The sequence below is a fragment of the Thalassoglobus sp. genome (assembly GCF_048270125.1).
Lineage (GTDB): Bacteria > Planctomycetota > Planctomycetia > Planctomycetales > Planctomycetaceae > Thalassoglobus.
On sequence record NZ_JBLWTN010000006.1, the window covers coordinates 113,650 to 138,913 of the forward strand.

At 50.8% G+C, this 25,264-nt stretch carries 16 protein-coding genes; 7 read left to right on the forward strand and 9 right to left on the reverse strand.

The genetic code is table 11. The features are described from left to right. Positions 1-95: 95 nt before the first annotated feature. The 4 genes from ACN0YR_RS09540 to dgoD form a co-directional block, all read right to left on the reverse strand. Entirely contained in the window at positions 96-1,385 is a 1,290-nt protein-coding gene (locus tag ACN0YR_RS09540; protein ID WP_417848981.1) for an MFS transporter, read from the reverse strand. A gap of 95 nt (positions 1,386-1,480) precedes the next feature. Next, positions 1,481-2,419 carry a dihydrodipicolinate synthase family protein gene (locus tag ACN0YR_RS09545; RefSeq protein WP_417848982.1) on the reverse strand — a complete coding sequence of 313 codons (939 nt, stop codon included), beginning with the start codon at positions 2,417-2,419 and terminating at the stop codon, positions 1,481-1,483. Then, positions 2,403-3,827 carry an alkaline ceramidase gene (locus ACN0YR_RS09550; protein ID WP_417848983.1) on the reverse strand — a complete coding sequence of 475 codons (1,425 nt, stop codon included), beginning with the start codon at positions 3,825-3,827 and terminating at the stop codon, positions 2,403-2,405. The genes ACN0YR_RS09545 and ACN0YR_RS09550 overlap by 17 nt, the downstream gene beginning before the upstream one ends. 123 nt (positions 3,828-3,950) lie before the next feature. Beyond that, entirely contained in the window at positions 3,951-5,129 is a 1,179-nt protein-coding gene (dgoD, locus tag ACN0YR_RS09555; RefSeq protein ID WP_417848984.1) for a galactonate dehydratase, read from the reverse strand. A 126-nt stretch (positions 5,130-5,255) separates the two neighbouring features. Between dgoD and ACN0YR_RS09560 the strand changes: the two genes are divergently transcribed. The 3 genes from ACN0YR_RS09560 to ACN0YR_RS09570 all read left to right on the forward strand — a co-directional run bounded on the left by ACN0YR_RS09560 (position 5,256) and on the right by ACN0YR_RS09570 (position 11,177). Continuing rightward, positions 5,256-6,311 (forward strand): FCD domain-containing protein, encoded by a 1,056-nt coding sequence (locus ACN0YR_RS09560; RefSeq protein WP_417848985.1) that lies wholly within the window; start codon positions 5,256-5,258, stop codon positions 6,309-6,311. 211 nt (positions 6,312-6,522) lie between these two features. Further along, the gene (locus ACN0YR_RS09565; RefSeq protein ID WP_417848986.1) at positions 6,523-9,717 is read left to right on the forward strand and encodes a DUF1553 domain-containing protein; all 3,195 of its coding nucleotides are present in this window, start codon (positions 6,523-6,525) and stop codon (positions 9,715-9,717) included. 17 nt (positions 9,718-9,734) lie between these two features. Continuing rightward, positions 9,735-11,177, forward strand: coding sequence for a DUF1501 domain-containing protein (locus ACN0YR_RS09570; RefSeq protein WP_417848987.1), 1,443 nt, complete (start codon positions 9,735-9,737; stop codon positions 11,175-11,177). 145 nt (positions 11,178-11,322) lie between these two features. Here ACN0YR_RS09570 and ACN0YR_RS09575 read toward each other — a convergent pair whose 3' ends face one another. Genes ACN0YR_RS09575 through ACN0YR_RS09590 form a run of 4 tightly spaced genes read right to left on the reverse strand, consistent with a single transcriptional unit; the run spans position 11,323 to position 16,212 of the window. Next, positions 11,323-12,108: a class I SAM-dependent methyltransferase gene (locus tag ACN0YR_RS09575; RefSeq protein ID WP_417848988.1), complete on the reverse strand. Its 786-nt coding sequence runs from the start codon at positions 12,106-12,108 to the stop codon at positions 11,323-11,325. Next, complete coding sequence (locus ACN0YR_RS09580; protein WP_417848989.1) at positions 12,092-13,120, reverse strand: glycosyltransferase family 2 protein; 1,029 nt, start codon at positions 13,118-13,120, stop codon at positions 12,092-12,094. The genes ACN0YR_RS09575 and ACN0YR_RS09580 overlap by 17 nt, the downstream gene beginning before the upstream one ends. Before the next feature lie 50 nt (positions 13,121-13,170). Further along, positions 13,171-14,451 carry a hypothetical protein gene (locus ACN0YR_RS09585; protein WP_417848990.1) on the reverse strand — a complete coding sequence of 427 codons (1,281 nt, stop codon included), beginning with the start codon at positions 14,449-14,451 and terminating at the stop codon, positions 13,171-13,173. A 54-nt stretch (positions 14,452-14,505) separates the two neighbouring features. Continuing rightward, positions 14,506-16,212, reverse strand: coding sequence for a hypothetical protein (locus ACN0YR_RS09590; protein WP_417848991.1), 1,707 nt, complete (start codon positions 16,210-16,212; stop codon positions 14,506-14,508). A 134-nt stretch (positions 16,213-16,346) separates the two neighbouring features. Here ACN0YR_RS09590 and ACN0YR_RS09595 point away from each other — a divergent pair, with 134 nt between their 5' ends. Continuing rightward, the gene (locus tag ACN0YR_RS09595) at positions 16,347-17,966 is read left to right on the forward strand and encodes a hypothetical protein (protein WP_417848992.1); all 1,620 of its coding nucleotides are present in this window, start codon (positions 16,347-16,349) and stop codon (positions 17,964-17,966) included. A 70-nt stretch (positions 17,967-18,036) separates the two neighbouring features. Here the strand turns inward: ACN0YR_RS09595 and ACN0YR_RS09600 are convergent, their stop codons facing one another. After that, positions 18,037-19,431: a sigma 54-interacting transcriptional regulator gene (locus tag ACN0YR_RS09600; protein WP_417848993.1), complete on the reverse strand. Its 1,395-nt coding sequence runs from the start codon at positions 19,429-19,431 to the stop codon at positions 18,037-18,039. 365 nt (positions 19,432-19,796) lie between these two features. Here ACN0YR_RS09600 and ACN0YR_RS09605 point away from each other — a divergent pair, with 365 nt between their 5' ends. The 3 genes from ACN0YR_RS09605 (at position 19,797) to ACN0YR_RS09615 (ending at position 25,229) form a co-directional block, all read left to right on the forward strand. Next, positions 19,797-20,954, forward strand: a complete 1,158-nt coding sequence (locus ACN0YR_RS09605; protein ID WP_417848994.1) for a glycosyltransferase — start codon at positions 19,797-19,799, stop codon at positions 20,952-20,954. 245 nt (positions 20,955-21,199) lie between these two features. Next, positions 21,200-23,329, forward strand: a complete 2,130-nt coding sequence (locus tag ACN0YR_RS09610; RefSeq protein WP_417848995.1) for a M20/M25/M40 family metallo-hydrolase — start codon at positions 21,200-21,202, stop codon at positions 23,327-23,329. A gap of 412 nt (positions 23,330-23,741) precedes the next feature. After that, positions 23,742-25,229 carry an endo-1,4-beta-xylanase gene (locus ACN0YR_RS09615; RefSeq protein ID WP_417848996.1) on the forward strand — a complete coding sequence of 496 codons (1,488 nt, stop codon included), beginning with the start codon at positions 23,742-23,744 and terminating at the stop codon, positions 25,227-25,229. Positions 25,230-25,264 lie beyond the last annotated feature (35 nt).

Here is a 25,264-nt window from a genome sequence, read left to right on the forward strand (position 1 = left end):
AACTCTGCTCAAAAGACAACTCTGCTCGAGTGGGACGAATTACCAAATGATGGAGGTCGCTTCTCCCAAGAGCGATTTGCATCAGGTGTTCGAGTTCAAGAATCGTCTGGCTCGGTGGAGATACGATTTTCGGTATTGGTCAATACCCAGAATATTGCCCCGATAAAATAGATGGCTGCGAAGAGCAGGAGGATCAGATTCCAGTTCTCGGTTCGCTGAAAGAGAATTCCAACCAGAACCGGGCATGCCGCTGCGGCAAGATTCCCGGTCATGTTCATCATTCCGAAGACCTGAGGGACACGAGGGCCTCCAATATCGATTGTCGCTGCCAATGCACATGGCCCTGCAATCGCTGCTGAGAGTGAACCCAATGTGAGTAAAATGACGGCGAGTGAGACACTCTGGACAAACCAGGCAGCCAGAATGAGAAGTGAACAAGACCCCAAAGCGACTGCACCGACTCCGCTGCGACTGAGTCGCAAGCTTCCTGTCCGTTTCCAAATCCAGTCAGTGACCATGCCTCCGAAGATGCTTCCGACCAAAGTTCCCGCTAACACCAGACCTTGTAAGTAGCCCGACTCTGAAACGGAAACACCGCGTGTCTCCTGAAGAAATGTGGGAAACCAGCTGGCAAAAAACATGTATCCAGATGCTCGGCAAATCTGTTGTCCACACAGCAACCACAAGACTGGGTTCGCTGCAATGTTGTACAGCTCGGTCAGTTCGCTCGTACTCTGCTCTTCGTTCGAAACTTGTTCGACACGGCCTGCTTGAATCAAGGCGAGTTCGCTGGCGTTGACAGTGCTCAGCTGACTGGGGCGATCACGGAACCACCAGTAGAAGCCGAGCGTCCAGAGGATTCCCGGAAATGCAAAACCGACAAACACCCATCGCCAGCCAGACCCTTCAGTCAGCTCGCCTGCGAATCCGCTAGCTGCGATCGCACCAACCTGCATCCCCGCTGCCAATATCCCACATGCGAGTGAACGTTCTGAGAGCGGCATCCAGTAGCCGACTGAATTGCACGATGCCGGAAAAATGCCTGCCTGGGCTATTCCCATCAATAACTGAGCGACGATAAGCAACCAGAATCCAGACGCGATCCCGACTCCGAACGTTGCGAACGACCAGCACAAAGCGAAAATGCTCAGGGCCAATCGAGTTCCTACTCTTTCTGAAAACCAGCCGGTGGGAACCTGAAAGAGAGCGTAAGTCCAGAAGAATGCGCCCATGAACCATCCGGACTGTTCGTGCGTGAGACCAAGCTCAGTACGTATCGTACTCTCAGTGACGCCCACCGCGTTTCGACAGAGGTACGCTAACGCGGCGGCCACTGTCAGCCAGGCAAGCGTACGATAGCGAATTGCGGTTGGACGATCTGTCATACGAATTCTCTGACTGCTTTGATGAGTGACGCGGTCTTAAACTGTTCGCTGCCCGGAAGCCCGAAACTCAGAAGCTCGCGGTTGCTCGATACGCATTACTTACAAGCACCGCTGTTACCGAGCAAATTCTGTAACCGAGCAAATAAACGATCGACTTCCTCAACGGTTTCTGGGTCGATTTCCCAGCTGACAGGTTGACGCTGAAGCGTGTTCAGAAAAATCCCACGCTTCTTCAACAGATGTTTTTCAATCTCGAGGAAACCATCCAGACCAGCCTGAAGTTGCAAGACAACAATCCCACAAATTGAAAACGAGAGTTCATAAATTCTGTCATCGTCGCCCGTTTTCAAAGCACTCCAAAGTGCAACGATGGCATCAAGCAAGTCCGTCCCCGGCATCGTTCCTACGATTCCACGACGATAACAGTCGACCAGATTGAGACCGCCGGAACCTTCGAAAACACGGATGGGCTCCGTGATTGAATCTCGCAGCAGAGACAAGTTCGGTCCGAGCGGACTCGCCTCGGGTTTGAAGAAAATTCGCTCCGCCCCGAACTCCTCCAACAGTTTTCGATAAACACCAAGGTCGATCGCGCTGCCGACATACCCTGACGCATCCTGAACAACTAAGGGGATGGAAACATTTTTGGCAATGGCCGCAAAATATTCATATGTCGCATTGCTTCCCAGCGAGGTAGCGACGGGTGGGATCGCCATCAAAGCACTCGCCCCGGCTTGCTCTGCATGGCGTGCATATTGAATTGCTTCGAGTGTTGTTTCAGCTCCAACGCTGATGACGGAGTAGCCGCGACCTTTTGCCGACTGGCAGACGAATGTTGCCAGCTCCTTTCGTTCCTCTGAAGTTAAGCGAAGAATTTCACTCACCATCGCGACGACAAGACCATCTGCACCGGTCTCGAAAGCCCAGTCAATTTCTCGCTGTAACGTTTCGAAATCAATCGTGTGGTCTTCGTGAAAAGGAGTGTGCAAAACAGGCAGCACACCGTGAAGTGGTTCGTCAATCATTGAGGGCATCGCGAATCGCCTGTGTCATCATCTCTAAGGTGAGTTCGAGGCTTCCCCGGTCAAAAGGGGTTTGCCAGACGGGATAAACATCGGTGTCATACAACTCTGCGGGAGGAAGGTAACCCACCGATCCATTGATCAAGTTCATACATAGAATTGTTACATCGGGAAATCGTTGACGAAGCTCCTGCTGGAGCACCGAATACGGCTCACAGCAGCAACCGACGAGAACAGCGTCACCGATTCGCCATGTCGAAATCGGAAGCTGAAAAGTTGAGCCGTCGCCGATACCGCGTCGGATGTCTCGCTTCCGTCGCAACCGTTCTTCAAGTGCCCGGTCAGGACAGGCCAGCCGCTCCTTTTCAAGTTCCTCAGCGGTCGGCCAATCTTTGATCGGTAACTCGACCGTCAATTGATCTGTAAACAGGATGCTTGAAATTTCGACCGGTTGATTCTTCCAGACGGCAAGTGGGGCTCCCGATTCGACTGCCCCCGTATAAGCGAGTTGCTGCCCAGTTGGTTCCATATCTTCAAGGACAGCCAACGAAGCGTAAGCCAGCTGGCGTCCATGGTGATCAGCAACTTCGACATCACCCACGTATTGATTTCGAGGTGCCAAATCTCCACAGGCTCCCAGCATAAACAAGGCTGGCGCACCGGTCACTTGCTGCATGGTTTCCCGCATCGCTCCCAGATAGTCGGGGGAAATGGCTTCGTTCTCCCAGGCCAGTGTGGTTGGGTGACAGGCATAATTCGTGATAGTGCCTCTCAGCTGACCGGACTGATCGGTGATGCGTCCAACGATGAGCGTCTCGTCCGGAGTTCCACTTGGATTAAATCCGCACAAGACACGATCATTCTCAACATTCGGATCTGGCAGGTCTCGATAAGTCGCCAGATTACATCTACCGGAATGCCAGTCAAGAGTTGATTCAACTTGCGAACTCAAAGAGTCCTGAACGGTCTTCACTGTCTTTTCGAACAGGTCTTCCATCCACGAATTCAGCAAGTCGCTGCCGGGGAGTGACTCGTCCGCATCCATGAGCGGTGGGCCAGCATGGGTATGGCTTAACGCGAAGATCAGCTGAGAGCTTTTCAACGACAACGCATCAAGGAGACGCGACGAAAAACTCTCATACGTCTGCGGAGTTTTCCACCAGCCAAGATCGGCATCAATGAAAACCAGCGGTGCTTCGCTGGTTGACGCCTTGATCGTCATCACCGTCAACGTGAGTGGTCGATGAATTGAAGTGGCGACATCATGTTTTGCAGCCCCCCAGTTTCGTGAATAAATTCCTACTGGCGGAGTAATATCCTCCCGAGCAATCCCGATCAGTCCTTGAAAAGAAGGATGTGAAAATGGGGCTGGCGCGGGAGTTGATGCAGTTGTTCGCTGCGATGACTGTGCTGGATTCACGAATGGACCTTTCTACAGCATTTTCGAATGTGTGTTCGCGTTCTGCCTCATGGCGAACGGTATTTCGCTGGTGAAAATCGTTCTTCATGGTCAAAGAGCAATGCAGCAGCATCCGAACTGCGTTTACCAATCGCCCACTGAGCCATCTTGATAGAAGACACGCTGAGGGATTTCCTGCTCGAACGGATGCTTGCGAACTTCATCCTCATTGATCGTGATCCCGAGCCCCGGTTGCGTGTTTCGAGTGACCGTTCGGGTTGATTTGTCGATCGTATACCCTTCCTCAACGATATCATCTCGCCACGGCACATCGTTATGAACCGATTCGCAAATAATATAGTTTGGCTGAGAGAACCCGAATTCCAATGAGGCGGCTGTGCTGACCGGTCCTTGTGGATTGTGAGGAGCAAGTGCAATTCGATGTGCATCAGCCAGAGCCGCAATCCGCCGAGCCTCTGTGAATCCGCCACAATGTGTAAGATCAAGCTGACAGATTTCACATCCGCGAGCTGCGAAGAGATCTCGGAAGGCGGCCAGATGCGTAAGACGTTCGCCGGTTGCGATGGGCGTTGTGACCGCAGCGTTAATGGCAGCGAGTGATTCGATATTCTCTGGCCAGCAAGGTTCTTCAAAAAAGTAGAGACCGTATTGATCGAGAGCTTTCGCAAATTGCATCCCCATTGCTGGGGATGGTCTCGCGTGGCAGTCGACCATAATATCAACCTCTTCACCGACGGCCTCACGCATTGCAGCAACGCACGCATCCGCAGCTTTAACCGGCTTTAAACCTTCCACAGCCATGGTCGGTGGGACCGCCATCGACTTAAATGCGGAAAATCCTTCTCCCACTGCCTGTTGAGCGAGTTCCGCGAACTGCTTCGCATTGTCGACAGGTGTTTCGTAAAAGTTTTCGAGATTCCCGCCACCAAGATGGCAGTACAAACGAATCGTATCTCGCACCGGTCCGCCCCAAAGCTTATGGCACGGAACTCCATGAATTTTTCCGACAATATCCCACAAAGCGAGATCGATCCCTGCAATCGCAGTTGATCGCGTCACTCCACTGCCGTGCCAGAAATGCTGCCGCCACATCATTTGCCAAAGATGCTCGACACACGTTGGGTCCTCTCCGATTAAGAGCGAAGAGAGATCTTCAATCGTTCCAACAACTCCGCGAGTGTGCCATTCGAGCGTCGCTTCTCCCCAACCGAACAGACCCGGCTGGTCAGTCACAACTTTGACGAAGACCCAATTCCTCATCCTGGCGTGACAGACCAAAGTTTCGATTGCGGTAATTTTCATCTGCGATTCCGTTAGCGTTCTTTGAAGTCGGTGCGTGATTTCCGTTGTCATTCCCTACGAATATTGTGCGGGAATGCTCTACCTCGTGTTGAGAACCTGCCGGAAATCCTACGGAAAAAAGATCCCATGAGATCCCGAGAGGCGGCATTCAGGTATTCGAATCAGTTCTTAAAACTTGATTTTGGCGACAATGTACTTGATATTGTCGCCGATGACAACTACGATCAAAACATGTCTATGGCAATGTACATCAAAGATGATCTCGCAGCCCATCTCCAATCTGGCTGTCAGCTTCCCGTCCAATTGACTCTGGGTTCACTGGCCGAGCATTATCAAGTCAGCTTTACCCCGGTCCGAGCGGCAGTGGCAGAACTGATCGACGAAGGTCTACTGGAGAAGGGGCCCAATAAGCGATTAGTGGCAACGCCTCAGCAATCTTCTGGAGACTCCGGAGATTCAGAGCCACTCTTGCCCGAACCGCCAAGTGATCCGTATCAGAAAATTGCGAGCGATCTCGTGCGGCTCAGCCTTCGAGGTCAACCAATTTATTTACGTGAAGAGGCGACCGCTGAGAAGTACGACATCAGTCGTTCAGCGATTCGCAACATCCTGCATCGACTCGCTGGAGAAGGAATTCTCAACCACATTCCACGACGCGGTTGGCGCCTACAACCATTTCGGCAAGATGATCTACAGGCATATATTGAGGTCCGCGAAGTCCTTGAATTGAAGGCCCTTGAGCTGGCAAGACCGAAATTTGAGACAAAGGAACTTCAACGAATCCTTCAGGCAAACACTCCCGGAAATTCCACAACACAGTTTCTGACGGTTGATGAATCGCTCCACGATTATTTCATCTCGCTTTCCGGAAATACTTACATTCAGGACTTCTTCGACCGACAGGGACGATACTACCGATTGCTCTTTGAATGGGAAGATCACGACAATGACGTCGCACTTGAAACAATGCGTCAACATCGCGAGATCATCACGGCCCTGCTGGACAAAAAATGGGCGAGAGCCTGCAAGGCATTGTCACATCACATACTCAACAACCACCCAATCCTGAGCCAGATCGAACGGACAGCGTCGATAGCACGGCCAGTCAGTTCTGCAACCAACCTGGTCGTCAAACAGAGACCAACTGGCCGAAAGCCAAGTGACCAAAAGACCAAAGCTTAAGATACAAAGGGTGAACTGGTTTCAGCTCTCACTCATTGAAGTGATAAAAAGTGACAACACGAGAAATTTCCCAACTGTGCGATCGTCCAGACCGCTTAAAAATGTGTGCAAAATGCAATATCGTGAATCGTTAACTGCACGGATACAAAACATGCATGGGACTCGTCACCATGACAGAACTTCCTTCTGTTGGTTCAAACCATCCTGTTTGATGGTCTTCGCTCTGTTCGCCATGTTTTGCGGCGGAAGCAATGTTGCCCTTTCTGCAGAGGAGACGGTTTCGTATGAGAAGGACGTCAAGGCTCTGTTTCGTCAACGCTGTTTTGCCTGTCACGGAGCGTTAAAACAAGAAGCCGGACTTCGCCTTGATACCGTTGAGTTGATGATCAAAGGGGGCGACTCCGGGGCAGTCATTCAACCGGGGACTCCAGCAAAAAGCCTGTTGCTGGAACGGGTCTCCGCCACCGAAGAGTTTGAAGTAATGCCGCCGCACGGAGAAGGCGAACGACTCTCCAAGGAACAGATTGCAGCAATTCGCAAATGGATCGCTGCTGGAGCCCCTGCTCCGACGAATGAAGAGCCGGAGACCGATCCCAATCTGCATTGGGCGTTTCAACCGATTCTTCGACCCGAAGTCCCTCAACTCAATTCACAATGGGTCCGAAATCCAATCGATGCATTCGTCGCACGACGACATCAAGAAAAGAGTTTGACGCCCACTCCGGAACCGTCTCGATTGATGCTCCAACGCCGCCTCTACATCGACTTGGTTGGAGTTCCTCCCAGCCTTGAAGAGATCGCTGACCTCAAGGCAAATGAATCTCCCAACTGGTACGCGCAAACAGTCGATAAACTCCTCGAGGATCCACGCTACGGGGAACGCTGGGGCCGACATTGGATGGACATCTGGCGATACAGCGACTGGTGGGGACTGGGAAAGCAAATGCGATATAGCCAGAAGCATATCTGGCACTGGCGAGACTGGATTATTGAATCACTCAACGACGACCTCGCGTATGATGAAATGGTCCGCTTGATGCTGGCTGCGGATGAGCTCGCCCCGAATGATTTGCAGAAGTTGCGAGCTTCGGGATATATGGCGCGGAACTGGATGCTCTTCAATCGCGACGCCTGGATGGATGAAATTGTTGAACATGTAGGCAAGGGTTTCCTCGGGCTAACCATGAACTGCGCGAAATGCCACGACCACAAATTTGATCCGATCTCACATCGAGAATACTACAGCATGAGGGCATTCTTTGAGCCGTATCATGTTCGCATGGATCGTGTGCCGGGTGAGCCTGACCTCATCAAGAACGGAATTCCTCGGGCGTTCGATTCACTGCTTGAAAAGCCGACCTATTTATACTTGCGAGGAAATGAAGCAACTCCAGACAAGTCAGAGGTCATCAATCCCGGCGTCCCAGCCATTGTGAGCGAGGGCGATCTTGTCATTCAACAAGTTGAACTCCCGCCTGAAGCATGGCAGCCAGTAAGGCGTCCCTGGATCATCGAAGATCAGCTCGCCAAATCAGCAGCAACTTTGCCCCCTGTCCAGAAAGCACTTGATGAGGCAAACGCCCGCCTGGAAGCTGAAACGAAACTCAATGAATCCGCTGCTTCCGTACAACCGGGACCGATCATCGAAGAAGACTTCACAACGTTTGATCAGAACAAATGGAGAAGCTTGACCGGGAAATGGACTCACAATGACGGAAAGTTGCACACAGAAGCAGAGAGCCGCGGGGCAATCCGTTTCCTTGAGCACGCCCCACGCGACTTTGACGCGACAATTAAGTTTCGCCTTCACCCTGGTGGGAAATACCAAAGCATTGGTTTGGGATTCGATGTCACCGAGACGACATCCCAACTGGTGTACGCATCAGGCGGAGGTAATAAAGTTCAGGCAGCATATGATTCGGGAAGTGGAAATCAATATCCCGGCGGAGATGCGCTCCACATTCAAACAATCGACACAGAGCAGGATTATGTCCTTCGAATACAGGCCAAAGGAGAGTTGATCACCGCTTTCTTCAATGGAAACAAAGTGATTCACTGGCGCAGTCCACAGCCTCGCAAATCGGGGGCGATGGAACTCGTCAGTTATGCCGTGTCTGCAGAAATTGATGAAGTGAGCGTCACTGCCCTCTCAAGTGAAAGCTCACTTGAGATCGCACGTGATCAAGTCAAACTCGCAGAAATGGATCTCGAAATCGCGAAAGCAAAGCATCAAACATTGGAGAGGCGCGCTGCTGCCACTCAAGCAACCTGGAATGGTGAGGCACGAGAAGAAATTGAAGCAGCGTTGCGTGCTGAAATGCAAGTGAGCTTGCTACAAACTCAACGAACGCTTCTCGAGAAACAGCAACAGGTCAAAGAAGCAAACGAAAAAGAAAAAGCTGCAATCGAGAAACAGATTGAGAAAGCCAATCAAGAGCTTGCAAAGACTGAAAAGCAGATCGCTTCACCAATTGAATCACTGGATGGATTTGAGCCGCTCCGAGGCGCGGAATGGACACCAACGCGATTTGCCAGTTCTGCAAAGGATGATCTTCCTGAAACATTTAAGCCGACAAGTACCGGTCGAAGAACCGCTCTCGCAAAATGGATTACCGACCCCAAAAATCCGCTCACCGCGAGAGTCGCAGCGAATCACATCTGGGCTCGGCATCTAGGCAGTCCGATTGTCGCGAGTGTCTTTGATTTCGGACGAAATGGAAGTTCGCCAACACATCCCGAACTGCTTGACTGGTTGGCATCTGAATTGATTGACAATGGCTGGAGTATGAAACATCTTCACCGTGTGATTGTCAATTCCTCAACCTACAGAATGGGTTCATCGCTCGAAGGTGCAGACCAGAATCTCTCGCTGGACGAAGACAACCGTCAGCTATGGCGTCGAACACCGATTCGAATGGAATCTCAGGTCGTCCGTGATTCAATCTTGTCTCTCAGCGGTGAGTTGGACCTGACGATGGGTGGTCCGACGATTCCTATCGCTGAGCAAGTCGACTCGAAACGAAGAAGCCTCTACTTCTTTCATTCGAATAATGAACGCAACCTCTTCCTGACGATGTTTGACGAAGCTGCCGTTCGAGAATGCTACCAGCGTGAACAAAGCGTTGTACCACAACAAGCGTTAGCGCTATCAAACAGCAAACTCGTTTTAGAAGCGGCTCCGAAAATTGTCAAACAGATCGACAACGAGAACAAACTCAGCGAGACCGAATTTGTTCGCGAAGCCTTCGCTGCAATCCTTGGCATCGACGCAACTGAGGCAGAACTCACAGCGAGTCTGCGAGCACTCTCCGACTGGAGCAAACAACCCGAGGCCACCCCAGAATCTGCCCGGGCACACTTCATTTGGGCACTTCTTAACCACAATGATTTTGTCACATTAAGATAGCAGCGAGGGAGTTGAACATGAGTTCATCGAATCAAACAAGACGTTCGTTTCTCACGCACTCAGGAACGAGTTTCGCAAGCCTCGCCCTGGCAGCGATGCTGCACAAAGATGGCTATTCCTCACAGGAATCGGCATGGTCGCCACCGAATGGAAAACCCCACTTCGCTCCGAAGGCGAAGAGCGTGATCTGGCTGTTCATGAACGGTGGCGTCAGTCACATGGAAAGTTTCGATCCGAAACCGCTACTGACAAAATATGGCGGAAAAACCATCGCAGAAACTCCGTTTGCCGATGCTCAAGACCCGAAGAAGCTGGCAATCGAACGACTCGTCGTGCCCGACGGAAATGGAAATCAGCGGAATGAACTCTTTCCACTCCAAGTCGGTTTCAAGAAGCATGGTGAAAGCGGAATTGAAGTCAGCGACTGGTTCCCGCACACGGCAGCAAACGTTGACAAATTAGCGATTGTCCGCTCAATGTGGACCACAGACAGCAACCACGGAGCTCAGGTGCAGTTCCACTCCGGGCGCCACGCCAACGATGGGATTTACCCCACACTCGGAGCGTGGGTTGACTACGGACTGGGAAGTCTGAATGAAAATTTGCCACAGTTCATTTCTGTCGGAACGCGTCCTTACTGGAACAATCGCGACGGAAGTTACCTCGGCCCAAAGCATGACGCGGTGCCACTTCGAATCGACCCGAAAAATCCGCTGGATTTCAGTAAACCAGAGAGCCCATTTTCTCCAGCAGCCAAACAACGAGGCTTCGATCTGGTCCACGAACTCAACAGCCTCCGTGGTGAAAACTACCCCAACGATCCTGCTCTCGCAGCTCGGATTGCCTCTTACGAACTGGCATTTCGAATGCAATCGGCTGTTCCTGATGTTGTAAATTTTTCTGAAGAGACAGCGGAGACTCAGGCGTTGTACGGCCTCGACAATCCGGCATGCAAATCATTTGGTCAACAACTTTTGGCTGCGCGAAGATTTGTGGAGCGAGGAGTCCGATTTATCCAAATCCAACATGGTGGAGGAGGAGCCGGGGCCTGGGATGCACATGGAAAGCTCAAATCCAACCACGAGAAGAACTCACTCGCAGTCGATCAACCGATTGGAGGACTGTTGACCGATCTGGATCGTCGTGGAATGCTTAACGACACAATGGTCGTCTTTGCAACAGAGTTTGGCCGCACCCCCGGATCTCAAGGAGCCGATGGGCGTGACCATCACATCTTTGGCTTCTCCGTCTGGATGGCAGGCGGTGGAATCAAAGGTGGAGTCGTTCATGGTGCAACGGATGAAATCGGGTTTCATGCAGTTGAAAACCGACATTACGTGACCGATATCCACGCCACAATCCTCAAGCAACTCGGCCTCGACTCCCACAAGCTCGAAGTCCCCGGCCGGAAACGACTCGAAATCGATCACGGAAAAGCCATTGACGAAATCATCGCTTAAGCCGCCCCCGATTCTGGCCTTGAGGGGAGTGTTTTTGGATTCGACACAAAAAGTAGAGGCTTCTTCGTTCAAGTCGATTCGTGCAGCAATGATCGTCGTGGCCAGCAGATGGGACATCAATTGACTTTTGCCACTTCGGGTTGGTTCATTCTGTAATCTTCCCGATCACGAGGTCATTTGTATCACTTCCGTCACCTGTATCTTCGTAAGTGACTAAGGCAAACAGCGAACTTCCTAACGGACTTTGAACATGAAAACGCCTCAAGAAGTTCTCAAAGTTTGTCATGCTCTTAAAGATTTCGTTGACCGGCCAGCGCGGAACTGAAATTGAATAGTTTGTCTTCTTTCTTGCGACCAGTTTCCGGACAAACATCAAGGGCAATGACCAGCTGAAGAAGTAGTGCAACCTTTCGACTCGGAATCCGGTACTGGTAAGCAGTGTTCGCAAATTGGCTGCGGTATACCTTCGAAAATGGTGATTGACTTCATCGTGTGCGCTCCACAACGACATCAGTGCGGGGACAGTGATGATGGCTGCTCCATTTGGTCGCAGGATCTTCTTGAGCGCAAGCAAAGCATCTTCGTCCTGTTCGATGTGTTCGAGGACGTCGAGCATCAGTACGAGATCGAACTTCTCTTCGGGGACATAACTTGCATCAAAAAAACGTTGTTCGATGCGATCCTCCCACTTGGGGATGGCGTGGGCCAGATGCGGGTCCGGCTCGATTCCAGAGATACTTCCAAAGCGACTGAAGTCATCGAATGCGACACCACCGCCACAGCCGATATCGAGCAACCGCCACTCTTCATCAGAAGCTTTTCGCTTCTTCCGGAGTTTGCGGATTGCGCGCATCACCAATTCATGGCGAGACTTCCACCACCAGTGGTTTTTCCAGAGGTGAATGTATTGTTCACTATAATCGCCTTGCACGCTCTGCTTCCTCCGTGGTCACAAAACGTTCCACACCTTTGGGCGTCGGAACTTGAAACTCCTTCTCGCAATCAAACCCAGTCGCCTCAGCAACAATCCAACCGGGGCGGCCTTTGACTTCATCAAAAATTCTGGCAATGTACTCGCCGACGATGCCCAACATCAGCATTTGCACACCCGACAGGAACAGAGCAATCGAAACCAGACTGGTCCAGCCCATCGAGTGAGACGGATTCATTCCCCAAATCGTGACGTCAGTCATTCGCCAGATCACAAGAGCGACGACCATCAGAGCGGAGCAGAAGCAGAAGATCAAGCCAAGGAGGCTGGCAATTCGGAGTGGGAGCGCGCTGAAACCGAGAATACCATCAAACGCGAGGCGGAACAGCTTTGAGAGAGTATATTTTGATTCGCCATCGTCTCGAGCATCGCGGTTGTACTCGATTCCTGTTTGGCGAAAGCCGCTCCAGGTACGGAGACCGCGAACAAACCGCGTCTGTTCCGGGAGTCCATTCATCACGTTGACGACTTTTCGATCCATCACGCAAAAATCTCCCGCATCGAGAGGAATCTCAATTGAGGCACACTTTTGCAGCAGGCGATAAAACGATTTGTAGGCAAATCGTTTGAGTAAATGCTCCCGACGAGACGCGCGCACGGCATAGACGACTTCGAAGCCCTCTTCCCAGCGAGCAAACAACTGTTTGAGCAACTCAGGGGGATCTTGCAGATCGCCATCGATCACACCGACAACATCCCCTTGTGCAAACGAAAGTCCCGCAGAGACAGCAGCCTGATGTCCGAAGTTTCGTGAGAATGAGATCTTCTTCCAGCGTGGATCGCGCGTGTTAATATCGTCGAGCAGGTCTGACGTCAAATCTGTAGAACCGTCGTCGATGCAAAGAATTTCGAAATCATCACCCCAGGTCTCGGCAGCTTCTGTGACACGCTGGTACAACCGTGGAATGGTCTCTTGTTCGTTAAAGACGGGAATGACAAGTGAATATTTCATTGGACGTCCTTTAGTTCTTCTCCGAAAACCTGTGCTTGAGTGGTTTCTCGTTATTCGAAAGAGAAAGTTCGAGTTTCCGAATCTGTTTCTGGTGAAGAGTCAGTCCCTGCTTCATTCAAGGGGAGATTCAACCGAGCCATTTTCTCGCTGCGTTCTTTCCAGGCCTCATGCGGCATTTTGCCTCGCCATAAACTTAATGCTCGCCCTGCATGAGTAAGAAAGGTGTAATAACGTTTGACCTTGGCATCGGAGAGCTCGTCAATTTCTGCATAGGTCCATTGAATCGCTTTGAGTAACGTTTCATCCGGAGGCAAGATTTCTTCCGGAGCGAACGCCCACCATTCCAATGCGTGTCCAGTTGAAAGGATTCGATCCGCCTCATCTCCGAGCGGGCTCCCCTTGTCCTCTGAAGGTGGACCATCCCACTCGTCGCCCGGCCACTTTGAATCCCAATACCCTTCCTTGCTTTGCGTTTTAACAAGTCGATTCGTGACATCCTGGAGATAGCTGACCACTTCCTGTCGCTTTTCATCCGAAAGAATTTTTTCCTTTTCATCCGCATTCAGCATCGACACCAATGCGAACAAGCGATGATATCCGAAGCAAACGCCGTCGGCTAAACGCTGACGCATTAACCGATCCGCCAACCGATCCCAGGTAATGGTTTGACCTTCTGTCGACTTCCATTTCTGGACGTGTGGTAAATAGTGCAGGAAGATCATCGTTGACCATTCATATTCATCCTGATTCAGGCTGAATTCCTTCATGGCGTATTCGAGCGCCGCTCGAAGTTCGATTTCTCCTGTGGGAGTGATGACCGGAAAATCGAGTGGTGTCCCGACTTCTGCAAGGCTGGCTAATGAATGGTCAGTATGGCTCGCAGAGGCAGCCCCATCTTTTGTCCGCATCGAAAGAAGCATTGCATCATTACGTAAATCGGGAACAAGGAATGGTCGCTCTTCCGGCCCCCACGCCTTTTGAAATACGCGATGATCAAGAAGCAAATCTCTCATCTCGACGCCATCCAGGCACTCATCATCCTCAAAAGTTGATTGCACACCCCAGAATCGAAGAGCGTGATCGACAAAATTGATTCGCGGGTTCTTGCCGCGCAAGCGAGGTTTCAGCTTCTCAAGAGTCGCGAGCAACTGAGCATCTGAGAGGAAATCAGGTCTGTCGTACCGTGGTTCCAAGAGGACTGGTTCGTTGACTGCTTCTGGCAAACCACGATCCGCAAAGCGCTCCTGATAACGCACGCTCCCATAACCGAAGATTGCGGTAACGAAACCAATCTGCAGAAGATAGAACGAAATGTTGGCAAATTTTTTCATTGTCATTTCGCTATTGGGAGGAGTGGACTTAGTTCGTTTCGCAGGAAACTTTTCTCAGTGAACAGAGACTGCCGAATCGGTTTGTGAGCCAGATTTTGGGACTGTCTCTCTCTCGAAGACAACGGAAATTTCATCCTCGTAAACGGACTTCCAGCCAAGTTTCTCTTTCATCATCTTTTCCAGCCCAGGCTGTAAATCTTTGCTCACTACAATGGTGTTGATCCGGTAACGATTCAAAAGGCGGTCGAAGCCGACACGCCCCCGGCTCATCGTCAAGTAGTGCTGCCAAACTGATTCCGGGACAAGATGGATTGTGTTTGTCGAAACAAACACCTCAAGTTCCTCGTCCGATTGCCAGATCAGCCAGTCCCCCCACCATTGAGGAGCGTAAATCAATCCGCCGGGAGGATGCTCTTGAAAATATTTGCTCAGCTTGATTGGGGTCTGGTAGCTGTACAGTTTCTCTTCCGGTGGAGGATTTCCTCCCATCACATGTCGGCTGACGGGAGAAAATGCGAAAGCGAGATAACAGATGAGTCCTGTGACTAACGCGACATGAAACGAAGGGCGAGAAAGAAATGCCAACGAACTCGTGAGACGTTCAATGAAATTGACTTCTCCAAGCTGTCTGAGTGAATCTGCAAAATGTGGAGCCATCACAAAAAAGTAGATCGGCGAGTACCAGGCGATCATCCGAACACGCATGCAAACCGCGAGGCTCAGTAGCAGCAAAAGAAAGACGTCTCGAACTGAAAACTTCACGCGGCTATGTCGAATCGCAAAGGCTGCGACCACCCAGGAAATCGCCATCGGAATTCCTTCCAGCGACATGAATTCCAACGGGAACCATTCCATCACCGATTTCAGATTCGGATGTGACGGGAACAAGACTGTTTGCAGAAGCAAGTCGATTCCATACGGGTTCAAACAGGCAGCCAACAGACTGAGTTGAAGAATGATCAGATCTGCCCGGAACCGTTGATCTCTCCAGGTTCCCAGGATCGATTTGGTACGAACCAATGCTTCCACCGCTGACCCGAGCACTGCAGAGCCAACGAGTGCGAAGCCGACGATGTATGAGCCGTGCAAATTTGTCCAAAGTGTGAACGTCAACGGAATTGTGAACCACGCCCACAATGGGGTTCCGGATTTGGACTCGTCAGTATTGGCTCGTCGACGATCGCTCAAGGCGACTTGAGCTAACAACAAAGCGAAACAGAGTCCGCCCAGCAACTCTGGTCGCATGATCGCTAAGCGAAACGCAATCATTCCCCAGGCACCGACCGCACAAAAAAAGCCAACACCCCAGTTTTTCGCTCTCCACGAAAAGGCAGCCATCAAGGCGAGAAAGAGGGCAAGACAGGAGACAGCGTACAGATCACTCAGCCCCGCAACGCCTACGTTCTGTACAACCCAGCCGAACGCCAACTGCGAAAGCCAAGCGTTATCGATGACTTCAACACCACCTGCAAGTGAGACAAAAGGATCTTCAATCGGAAGCTCACCATGCTCCAGCATCCACTTACCGTATCCAACGTGTCCCCAAAGGTCGGTATGATACAGGGGAACGTAACTGCAATAGATAAAGAACAACCCGACAGCGAGTGTTCCGAGCAGTGCCCATCCGCTGACCACGACCTTCTCACGAATTTGGTTCCCAAATTCTTCACGCTCGCCAATCGCGTTACCGTCGGTTTGCGCATGCGTTTTAGTTTGCGCTGTATCTGCCGGGTTTTCTGGCACGCGAACCTCCGAATTCATACCTGATCCTGAAGTAGAACTCTGAAAGAGGATAAAAGACGATTGACTTCCGAGTGTGTGGAATGTCATTCGCATGAATTGTTCCAATCACAGCAAAGTCAGTGATTATCTATGCTTTCGCGGATTTTCGAACAATGATTCAAGATTCTAACGGACCACGCCCCCACCTCAAAGACCTGTTCCTGCCCGGTCTCGTAGCAGGAATTTTGCTGATTGCGTTAGGTCCGTTATTTCTGCGTTTACCCGTGACGAATGACGCAGTCCTCTATGATTTAGAAGCACGCTGGATGAAAGAGGGTGTTCTTCCCTATCGGGATATCGTGGAAGCGAACTTCCCCGGTGTCCTGGTGATCCATTCGTTGACCCGGTCGAGCCTGGGAGAGAGCAACGAAGCACTGCGGGTCATTGACCTGACGATTGTCTGCACGATGCTCGTGCTCATGCTCGTATGTGTGGTCAAAGGAACCGGAAGTTATCGTTTCGGAGGCTGGTCCGCGGTTTTCGGCTTACTTTTCTATCTCTCACTCTCGGAATGGTGTCATTGTCAGCGTGATATCTGGCTGCTTCTCCCCGCAGTTTGGGGATGTTTGCTGAGAATCCTTCAGGTACAACGACAAGCAGCGGGCACTTCGACGAAGATTTTTGCTCACTCCTTGGTCGAAGGCTGCGTTTGGGGGCTCGGCATCTGGTTGAAACCACATTTGCTCATTGTTTGCCTTGTCGCCTGGGTGATGAGCATATTCATGATTCAGGGATGGAAGAGAAAGGCGATTGATGGAGCCGGGCTTCTTGCCGGAGGTGTGATTATGGGAGCAATTGGCCTCTGGAGCCTGATGCGACTGGGGGCTTTGGAGGCGTTTCTGGTCTCTTTGCGGGAGTGGAATCCGGGATATCTCGAAGCTCGAAGTCAGAACTGGACTCTTGCTCGCTACAAAGTGATGAATATCATCCTTGCCCCTTGGACGCTTCTGCATCTGGTAGCGATTCCGCTCTCATTGTTGTCGGTCAGCCGATTTTTACTGAAGCCCGCTGCTCGAAACGATCAGGTATTTGTCCGGGCATTGCTCTCGGCTGTCTATCTTTTCTGGTTGTTACAAGCCCACTTTTTGCAACACCTGTTCGACTATGTTCACATCCCAGCGATTCTTCTCTCTATTGGAGTGCTCGGGGTGCACGCGGGACAGTATCGGCTCTTGCGCTCACCTGCCGTTCTGCTTCCGTTGATACTGCTCGGCCTGTGGAGATCGCCTTTCACTGATGCAAATCAGATGAGGCTCTGGAAGCCGGCAACTCAGGGAGATCTCACACCTGCAGAAACCGACTCACTGGCCCGGTTACCGAACCCGAAATGGGAAGATCTGGCGGAGATTGAATCATTCTTGAAAGATCAAAATGTCCACGAACGGGATGTTCTCATGTTCAACAGCGATCTCGTGACGCTGTATTGGAACCTGAATCTGACCTCTCCAACACCGTATGTTTACCTGTTCGAACTGCAAAACTACTTTCCCGAACGAAAAGAGCTTATCGATGCAGCTATGATCAGTGGACCGCAAAAATTTGTTGTCACTGATTTAGTAAGCTGTGGAATGCCTACACGTTCTGCAGAAGAAATCGGGGCAGAAGGACCATTAGCGCCACCACCTGGATACACTCGTGCAAACTTAAAGGCATACCCCTGGTCTGAGCCAGTAGTGTTCCGATCCGGTCGATATCTGGTCCACCGTGTCCGGACGGAACCAATTTCTGAGTAAGAAGTTGCGCACAATACTGGCGCAACTTCAGCTCAGTAGATTCCTCACAAAGCTCGAACCGACCAGAATTCTAACCCACCTCGGTCGTTTGCGTTTCGACGAGTCCATGCTTGCGTAATTTTTTGTACAAGCCGACCCTGCTGATCCCGAGAGCTTTGGCAGTTTTAGTGCGGTTATTGTCATTGGCGTTCAACGCTTGCACCAGCAATTCTCGCTCATTTTGTGCGACTTGTTCAGCCAAAGAAGTCTTCTGCTTGAGTTCCATCGCGATCGGCGATGGCTCGAATTGCGACTGAACAAGCTTCGGTGAAAGGTCGTTGACCGTCAGCTTTCCGTTCTCACAGAAAAGGACGGCTCGGCGAATATGGTTTTTGAGCTCTCGAATATTGCCCGGCCAGTGATAGTCTCGCAGAACATCCAGAAAATCGAAGTCGACAGAATCAATTTCGATTTCATGTTCGAGACAGCATTCGTGAACGAATTGCATCGCCAGAGGGATAATGTCATCAACACGTTCCCGTAATGGCAACAGACGAAACTCAAGGACACTTAATCGATAATAGAGGTCAGAGCGAAATTTTGACGCTTCTGCCATCACCTCGAGATTCACATTCGATGCCACAATCAGGCGAGCTTCGGCACGTCGTGGTTCGGTCGATCCGACCATTTCGTACTCGCCCGTTTCGATCACCTTAAGCAGTTTCGCTTGTTGTTTGACGTCTAAAACATCGATTTCGTCCAGCAACAGTGTCCCCTGCCCGGCGGCCTGGAACCGCCCCATCTTATTACGATCAGCACCCGTAAATGCTCCGCGGGTATGTCCGAATAATTCACTTTCAATGATATCAGACGGAAGAGCCCCGCAGGCGAGGTTTTGAAACGGTCGATCTCGCCGGGGAGAGCGTTCGTGAATAATTCTCGCGAGTGTGGTCTTACCAGTCCCAGTCTCCCCCACAATCAAGATGGTGACATTTCGGTGAGCAATTCGACGTATATCATCAATCGCCTGAAAGAACTTTGGCTCACGGGTTTGCAGGTTAACATCGGTCCCTTCCAGACGATGGATAACCGGAATCGTCTTCCGAGATTCCCCTGAGATCACAAGGTGTAGCGATCCACCGCGTAGCTCAACCAGTTCTCCATTGCTGCGAAACTGGACGAAACAACTGGCAATCAAATCGGCTTCAGCGGCGCACCATTTAGGAATATGCCGGCCTGAAATGACAACAACAGAGACACCCTCGATTTCATTTTCCGCGAGCCGCTTGATCAGCCCATCAACTTCAGGGTCGACATGAATCGACCGTAAGTCCAGGAATATTAGTGGGTTATCCTCTTCCTTCGCAGCTTCAATCGCGTCGTCAGCAGTTGAAACTGACTTCAAGTTTAAATTGTATCGTTTCAGCTCCCTAAGAATGGAACTAAAGACCTCAAAATCCTTTACAAAGGCAATAGCACTCTTCATCGACAACTCCAAAATTGCATCCCGCATGGTGGTCACAATCGTTAGCGCTGCAATTCCCGCTCCGGAAATGCGAAACTTTTCGTTTACACTAATTTTAACGACTGTAACAGAATGGAAGATTAAACAAAATGGGAGGTCTAGGAAGTCTCGATGAGTGTTTTAAGCGGTCAGGCTTTTCTTCTTCCCTCCTGCTGTTTTGTCCAAGCCTGTTGCAAAAAAACTGCCGATGAGAAAAAGAAGGGGAATCCGTTGTTAACAGACTGAAACACTGAACATTCGAATTGTTTCAGAGTGTAACTCTGCCTGAGATGGCATGACGTTTGCGGCAATGGCACACAGTAGAATCTCATTGATGCGAGGAAAACGTGGCCGAAAAAGTTTCAATCATTGTCCCAACATTTCATGAAGCGGAAAACCTACCGCACCTGCTTCAACGAATTTCAGCGACCCTCGATTCCTCAAAAATCGATTGGGAAGTGATTGTTGTCGACGATAACAGCCAGGATGAGACCGTTCAGGTTTGCGAGTCTCTTGCCCAGACTCACCCGTTAACCCTGATCGTACGCACCAAGGAGCGGGGACTAGCAAGTGCCGTCGTTGCCGGAATGAAGGCTGCGCAGTCGGAGTTTCTGCTGTGTATCGATGCAGATTTGTCTCACCCGCCTGAAGCGATTCCATCAATGATTGAGTCATTCAGCGATGGAAAGACTGACTTCGTCATAGGAAGTCGGTATGTTGAAGGGGGATCAACAGACGACGATTGGGGAGTCTTTCGCTGGCTGAACTCCATCATCGCGACTGGTCTGGCAAAACCGTTGACATCAGCGAAAGATCCCATGGCTGGCTTTTTCGCACTGCGGAGATCTGATTTTCAGGCCGCGTATGAAACACTCGATCCCGTAGGCTACAAAATCGGGCTGGAACTCATCGTGAAGTGCTACTGCCAAAAGGTTGCAGAAGTTCCGATTCACTTTTCTGACCGGCAATTTGGCGAAAGCAAGCTTTCATTCAAAGAACAACTCAACTACCTGAAACACCTCTCAAAACTGTACGATTTCAAATGGCCCGAAGCGACAAGGTTCTTCCGTTTTGGGATGGTCGGCTTTTCGGGCGTTTTTATCAATTTGGCAGCTCTGGCGGTATTGCTTGAGTTTTCGATGTTGGCCCCGGTTGCGATGGCTGTCGCAATCTGGATCGCAATGAGTTGGAATTTCCTTTTGAATCGGGAGGTCACCTTTCATGACCGAACGACAACCAACATCGGCAGCGAGTATGTGCGATTTTGCATGGCAAGCTTAACCGGAGCAGCGTTAAACTGGTCAGTCGCAACCCTTTTATGGACAACTGTCCCGATGTTTGCCGACTCTCCAACGATTGCCGGACTCGTTGGAATTGTGGCGGGAATGTTCGCCAATTTCACACTCTGTCGCCGTTTCGTTTTCTTTGCAAAGGAACAAAACGAAACACCGCAACAACAAGAGTCGCTCAAAAAGGAACGCTCACGATTTTCAGCCGGGTCATGATACACTCTACTGCATTTTTTGAATTGATGTTTGGGTTCCGCCACGTGGCGAACAGCAATTTTATTAGTCAAACCGGTCCTACATGGGTAAATGTCAGAGCATACTGCTCTAGTAAATAAGTCAGAATTCACTCACATTGACTTCTGAAATGACGATCACTTATCCAATTTTTAATAGCACTCAGACATTGAGTTTGCGCCTCCCAATGCCAGACATTTAGAAAGTACAGATAAAAGACCAGTCCTATGAACGCCCACACTTCACCCGAGAATAACCTTCCGAATCAGCAGGGCTCGCAACGCTTTCTACTGACCGGTTTCCTCATGGTGATCGGACTGACTGGTCTCTGCTGGCTCGGTTTCCGCTATGCCTCTGCTGGAAGTGATGAACTGGAAAGCCTCACTTTTCTGGAAGATTTCAGTGCCCAGAAAGACAAACTCGATTCAGAGCTCGCAGCACTTCGCGAAAAGGCCGCTAACAAGCAGTCAACAACGAAGCCGCAACAGAAACAGACTCGGCAAGCCCCTGTCACCCCGTCCGAGATGCTTGACCGACCAGGTGACTTTCATGCTGAGGTCCTGCAACTCGACCTGACAGACCAGGCGATTGAACAACGTTTAAGTCGCGATGCAGAGTACCTCTCGTCCGACGAACTCGAAGGCCGAGGAATTCGAACAAAGGGACTTGAACTCGCTGGAGAATACATTGCCAGCGAATTCGAAAAAGCGGGCTTATACTCAGCCTGGTACTCTGGCACACCGTATCAGGAGTTCCAGTTGTTGAACGGATCGCGTCGCGGTGCCGTTCAGCGAGTGTTGTTCAACCGCAAGAACAACGAAAAATACCTGCTGACACCGAACGTCGATTTTTCTTCGCTGATGAAAACAACAATGGGAACGATGACACTCCCAGTTGTGTTTGCTGGTTATGGAATCACCGCTCCTGAACTTGGATATGACGACTATGCTGGCATTCGGGCCTCTGGGAAAGCTGTCATTATCTTGCGGCACGAACCACAAAAAAACGATGAGAACAGTGCTTTCGATGGGGCCGAAGCTTCGCGGTACGCCCCCGTGTACACAAAAATCCAAAACGCAATCGCTCATGGTGCAACTGCGGTCATTCTGTGCGACACTCACTCCAAATCTGAGGCCGCTGCTGAGGACGATCCATTCTCAAGTAATCTCTTGAAAGTTGAGTTTTCCGAAGACGCATTTGACATCACAATTCCGGTCATTCATTGCCGTCAGTCGCTGCTGGATGAAGTCCTGCAAGAGTTCGGAATGGAGACACTCAAAGATATCGAAATACAGATCGATTCCGACCTTCGACCACGTTCTCGCGATGTCAAAGGGTTTGAAATAGGTTTTGAGGTCGCACGAAATCGATCAGGCCGGTCGGTGCGAAACGTCCTCGCTTCGATTGAACCGAATGGTGCGATGCCAGAAAAAACAATTATCGTCGGTGCGCATTACGACCATCTGGGGCGCGACGGTTGGGGTTCACTTGCAGTGGGAGCCGATGGAGCAATTCATAACGGTGCCGACGACAACGCATCGGGAACAGCCATCATCATGGAAGTGGCTCGCCAACTCGCAACGAAACGGGATCAATTAAAAAGCCGCGTCCTTTTCATCGCATTCACAGCTGAAGAACTCGGCCTGCTCGGCAGTAAACACTATATCCGTGACCCTGCCGTCCCACTTAAGGAGACTGTCGCAATGGTCAACCTGGACATGGTCGGCAGGTTACGTGAAGAGCTGACTGTCTACGGAGTCGGGACAGCTCAGGAATGGAATAGTATTCTCTTACCCTCTGCAGAGAAGCAAGGCTTGAATGTAACGGGACGCTCAAGCGGTTATGGGCCGAGCGATCACGCGGTCTTCTACGAACGTGGCATTCCCGTTCTCCACTTCTTCACGGGTTTCCACCCGCAATACCATCGTCCTGCCGATGACTCTCACTTGTTGAACATCGAGGGGATGCGAAAAATTTCTCGTTGTGTGACCGACATCGTTGCTCAACTTGCCTCAACCGAAACTCCCCTCTCCCCGGGAGCGACAGAAGAGGGGATGCTCGCAAGTACCGGGCTCGCAGACCTGCTCGATCAACCGGGCGATACTCCCCCCCGCTTCGGAGTCGTCGTCAACTCGCTTCCGAACCAGAAGGGACTTCAAATCAAGAGAGTCCTCCCGAGAAGCGTTGCCGGAAACAACGGGCTCCAACCTGGGGATATCATCCACAAAGTCGGCGAGACGACAATTGAGACGATCGACGACTTAAAAGAGAGCGTATCGGGGCACGATTCTGGAGCAAAAATCCCAATTCAGCTGACGCGCCGCTCCCTTAATCTGGAGATCGAAGTCATCTTCTAGAATCAGTCTCAAGACCTATGGAATCGCAACCTTTCTCTGTACCAGAGATGTGAACAGCAAGTTTTAAGACCAGTTCTACAATACTTTCGCGCTTCTTGTGCCTGTGACTTCGTGTAATTCATCCGGCCTTACGACACTGAACAAACGGCCACTCGACAGATAACTGAGTGGCAACGATTCCCAAACAAGCTGTGAAGGATTCAAAACAACGGGAGATGTTTATTCAACCTCTTTCGAGAAATCTTTTTCCCCAACGAAGCAATTCTGTTGCGTTTCTTGATGGAAACTTCGCTTCGAACTATCATCACACCTTCTATCATTCACCGAAACTCAAACGCAGTCAGCGAGAATTTTCCATCCAGTTCTTTGGGTGGGAGACGAACATTGTCCACAGGGGAACAACATGGGAGTGATGAGATTTGTTGTTCATCCTCCTGAACTGTTGAGTCAATGGCCGGAGTCAGAATTAGCTTACATCACCGGTTTTGATGGAAGAGTTTTTCCGACCCGCACCGAAATCCGCGACGGGATATTTTCTTGTCAACGCTCTTTCTCTGACAGCGGTAAGGTCAGCGTCCCCTGGCCGGTCGATGGAATCGGTAGACCAGTCTTAACGACAACTTCTCTGCGGGAACGGGACGAACCTTATATCCTGTCACTCGAACTGGCCCGTGGAAAACTCGCTCAGGTGCGTGACCAGTGGTCTGCGTGGGAGATGGCGAGAATGACCATTCCCAACTCATTTCGTGAGATACAAAAGCAGGCGTTCAAAGCATTCGCCCACGCAAGTACAACTCAGCACGACCTCGATGAGTGCACCAAATCTGCCCAAACTTCTATCCAGAAAGCATGTGAAGCTGCTGACATCCTCAGCCATGCGTATGTCGATCAAAGGATGAAAAGCATCAACCGGACGTCTAGTCATGCGCCTTCTCTCCTCGGCGCCTCGATGGATTCTGCGGTCCTCTCACCAACCGGTTCCTCCATTTTCCTGAAGACCTTCAATACCGCTTCTGTCCCCATGAAATGGATCGACATCGAGCCTGAAGAAGGGAACTATCAGTGGCAATTGACTGATGAGCTCATCGCGTTTTGCTCTCAGAACAAACTCATCACACGAGGTGGACCACTTATCAATCTGGAACCGGGAGGTCTTCCACAATGGCTGAAGTGCTGGGCCGTCGACTTCTTGAACCTGGCCAGCTTTGTCTGCGATTTCGTCGACACAGTCATTTCTCGCTATACCGGTATTGTGCGAATCTGGGAAGTGACCTCAGCCGGGAATATCGGTGGAGCGCTCGACTTAAACGAAGAGCAATGCCTGTCGCTTGTCGCCAGAACCCTGGAAGCTGCGATTCGAACCGATAGTGATTCTCAATTTTTTGTACGAATTGAACAGCCTTGGGGCGAATATCAACGACAAGGTGCTCACCGCCTTTCTCCTTATCAATTTGTCGACGCCCTGATCCGCTCGAACGTCGGGCTGTCAGGAGTGAGTCTGGACATCAATGTTGGCTATTCCCACCGTGCATGCTTCACTCGAGACATGCTGTCCATCTCAAAACTCATCGACACCTGGAGCTTACTCGGCTTACAAATTCACGTGAACCTTTGCTGTCCATCATTAGCCAGCCATGACCCGCTCGCCAGTCCACAAGTTTCTGTTGTGAACAATGCACTGCGCGATGTTTGGTCAGAAGCCTTGCAAGCAGAGTGGATGGAACAAGTCATCCCGCTCTTAATGGCGAAACCTGCTGTCACTGGCGTCTTCCTCAGACAGTTCAGCGATGAAGTTCCACACCGATTCCCTCACGCCGGAATTCTGGATTCATCTGGAAACCCCAAACAGATCAACGAATCCCTCCAGAGACAACTCCGCAACAATTTCAACGAGAGTTAACTTTTTCGGGATGAGCCACCCTGCCCCGAAGTCAC

Excerpts from the sequence above, each read along its gene's own strand:
- ACN0YR_RS09540 (WP_417848981.1), bottom strand. The coding sequence starts at position 1,385 with ATGACAGATCGTCCAACCGCAATTCGCTATCGTACGCTTGCCTGGCTG.
- ACN0YR_RS09545 (WP_417848982.1), bottom strand. The coding sequence starts at position 2,419 with ATGCCCTCAATGATTGACGAACCACTTCACGGTGTGCTGCCTGTTTTG.
- dgoD (WP_417848984.1), bottom strand. The coding sequence starts at position 5,129 with ATGAAAATTACCGCAATCGAAACTTTGGTCTGTCACGCCAGGATGAGG.
- ACN0YR_RS09560 (WP_417848985.1), top strand. The coding sequence starts at position 5,256 with ATGAGATCCCGAGAGGCGGCATTCAGGTATTCGAATCAGTTCTTAAAA.
- ACN0YR_RS09565 (WP_417848986.1), top strand. The coding sequence starts at position 6,523 with ATGGTCTTCGCTCTGTTCGCCATGTTTTGCGGCGGAAGCAATGTTGCC.
- ACN0YR_RS09570 (WP_417848987.1), top strand. The coding sequence starts at position 9,735 with ATGAGTTCATCGAATCAAACAAGACGTTCGTTTCTCACGCACTCAGGA.
- ACN0YR_RS09580 (WP_417848989.1), bottom strand. The coding sequence starts at position 13,120 with ATGAAATATTCACTTGTCATTCCCGTCTTTAACGAACAAGAGACCATT.
- ACN0YR_RS09585 (WP_417848990.1), bottom strand. The coding sequence starts at position 14,451 with ATGAAAAAATTTGCCAACATTTCGTTCTATCTTCTGCAGATTGGTTTC.
- ACN0YR_RS09590 (WP_417848991.1), bottom strand. The coding sequence starts at position 16,212 with ATGAATTCGGAGGTTCGCGTGCCAGAAAACCCGGCAGATACAGCGCAA.
- ACN0YR_RS09595 (WP_417848992.1), top strand. The coding sequence starts at position 16,347 with ATGATTCAAGATTCTAACGGACCACGCCCCCACCTCAAAGACCTGTTC.
- ACN0YR_RS09600 (WP_417848993.1), bottom strand. The coding sequence starts at position 19,431 with ATGAAGAGTGCTATTGCCTTTGTAAAGGATTTTGAGGTCTTTAGTTCC.
- ACN0YR_RS09610 (WP_417848995.1), top strand. The coding sequence starts at position 21,200 with ATGAACGCCCACACTTCACCCGAGAATAACCTTCCGAATCAGCAGGGC.
- ACN0YR_RS09615 (WP_417848996.1), top strand. The coding sequence starts at position 23,742 with ATGAGATTTGTTGTTCATCCTCCTGAACTGTTGAGTCAATGGCCGGAG.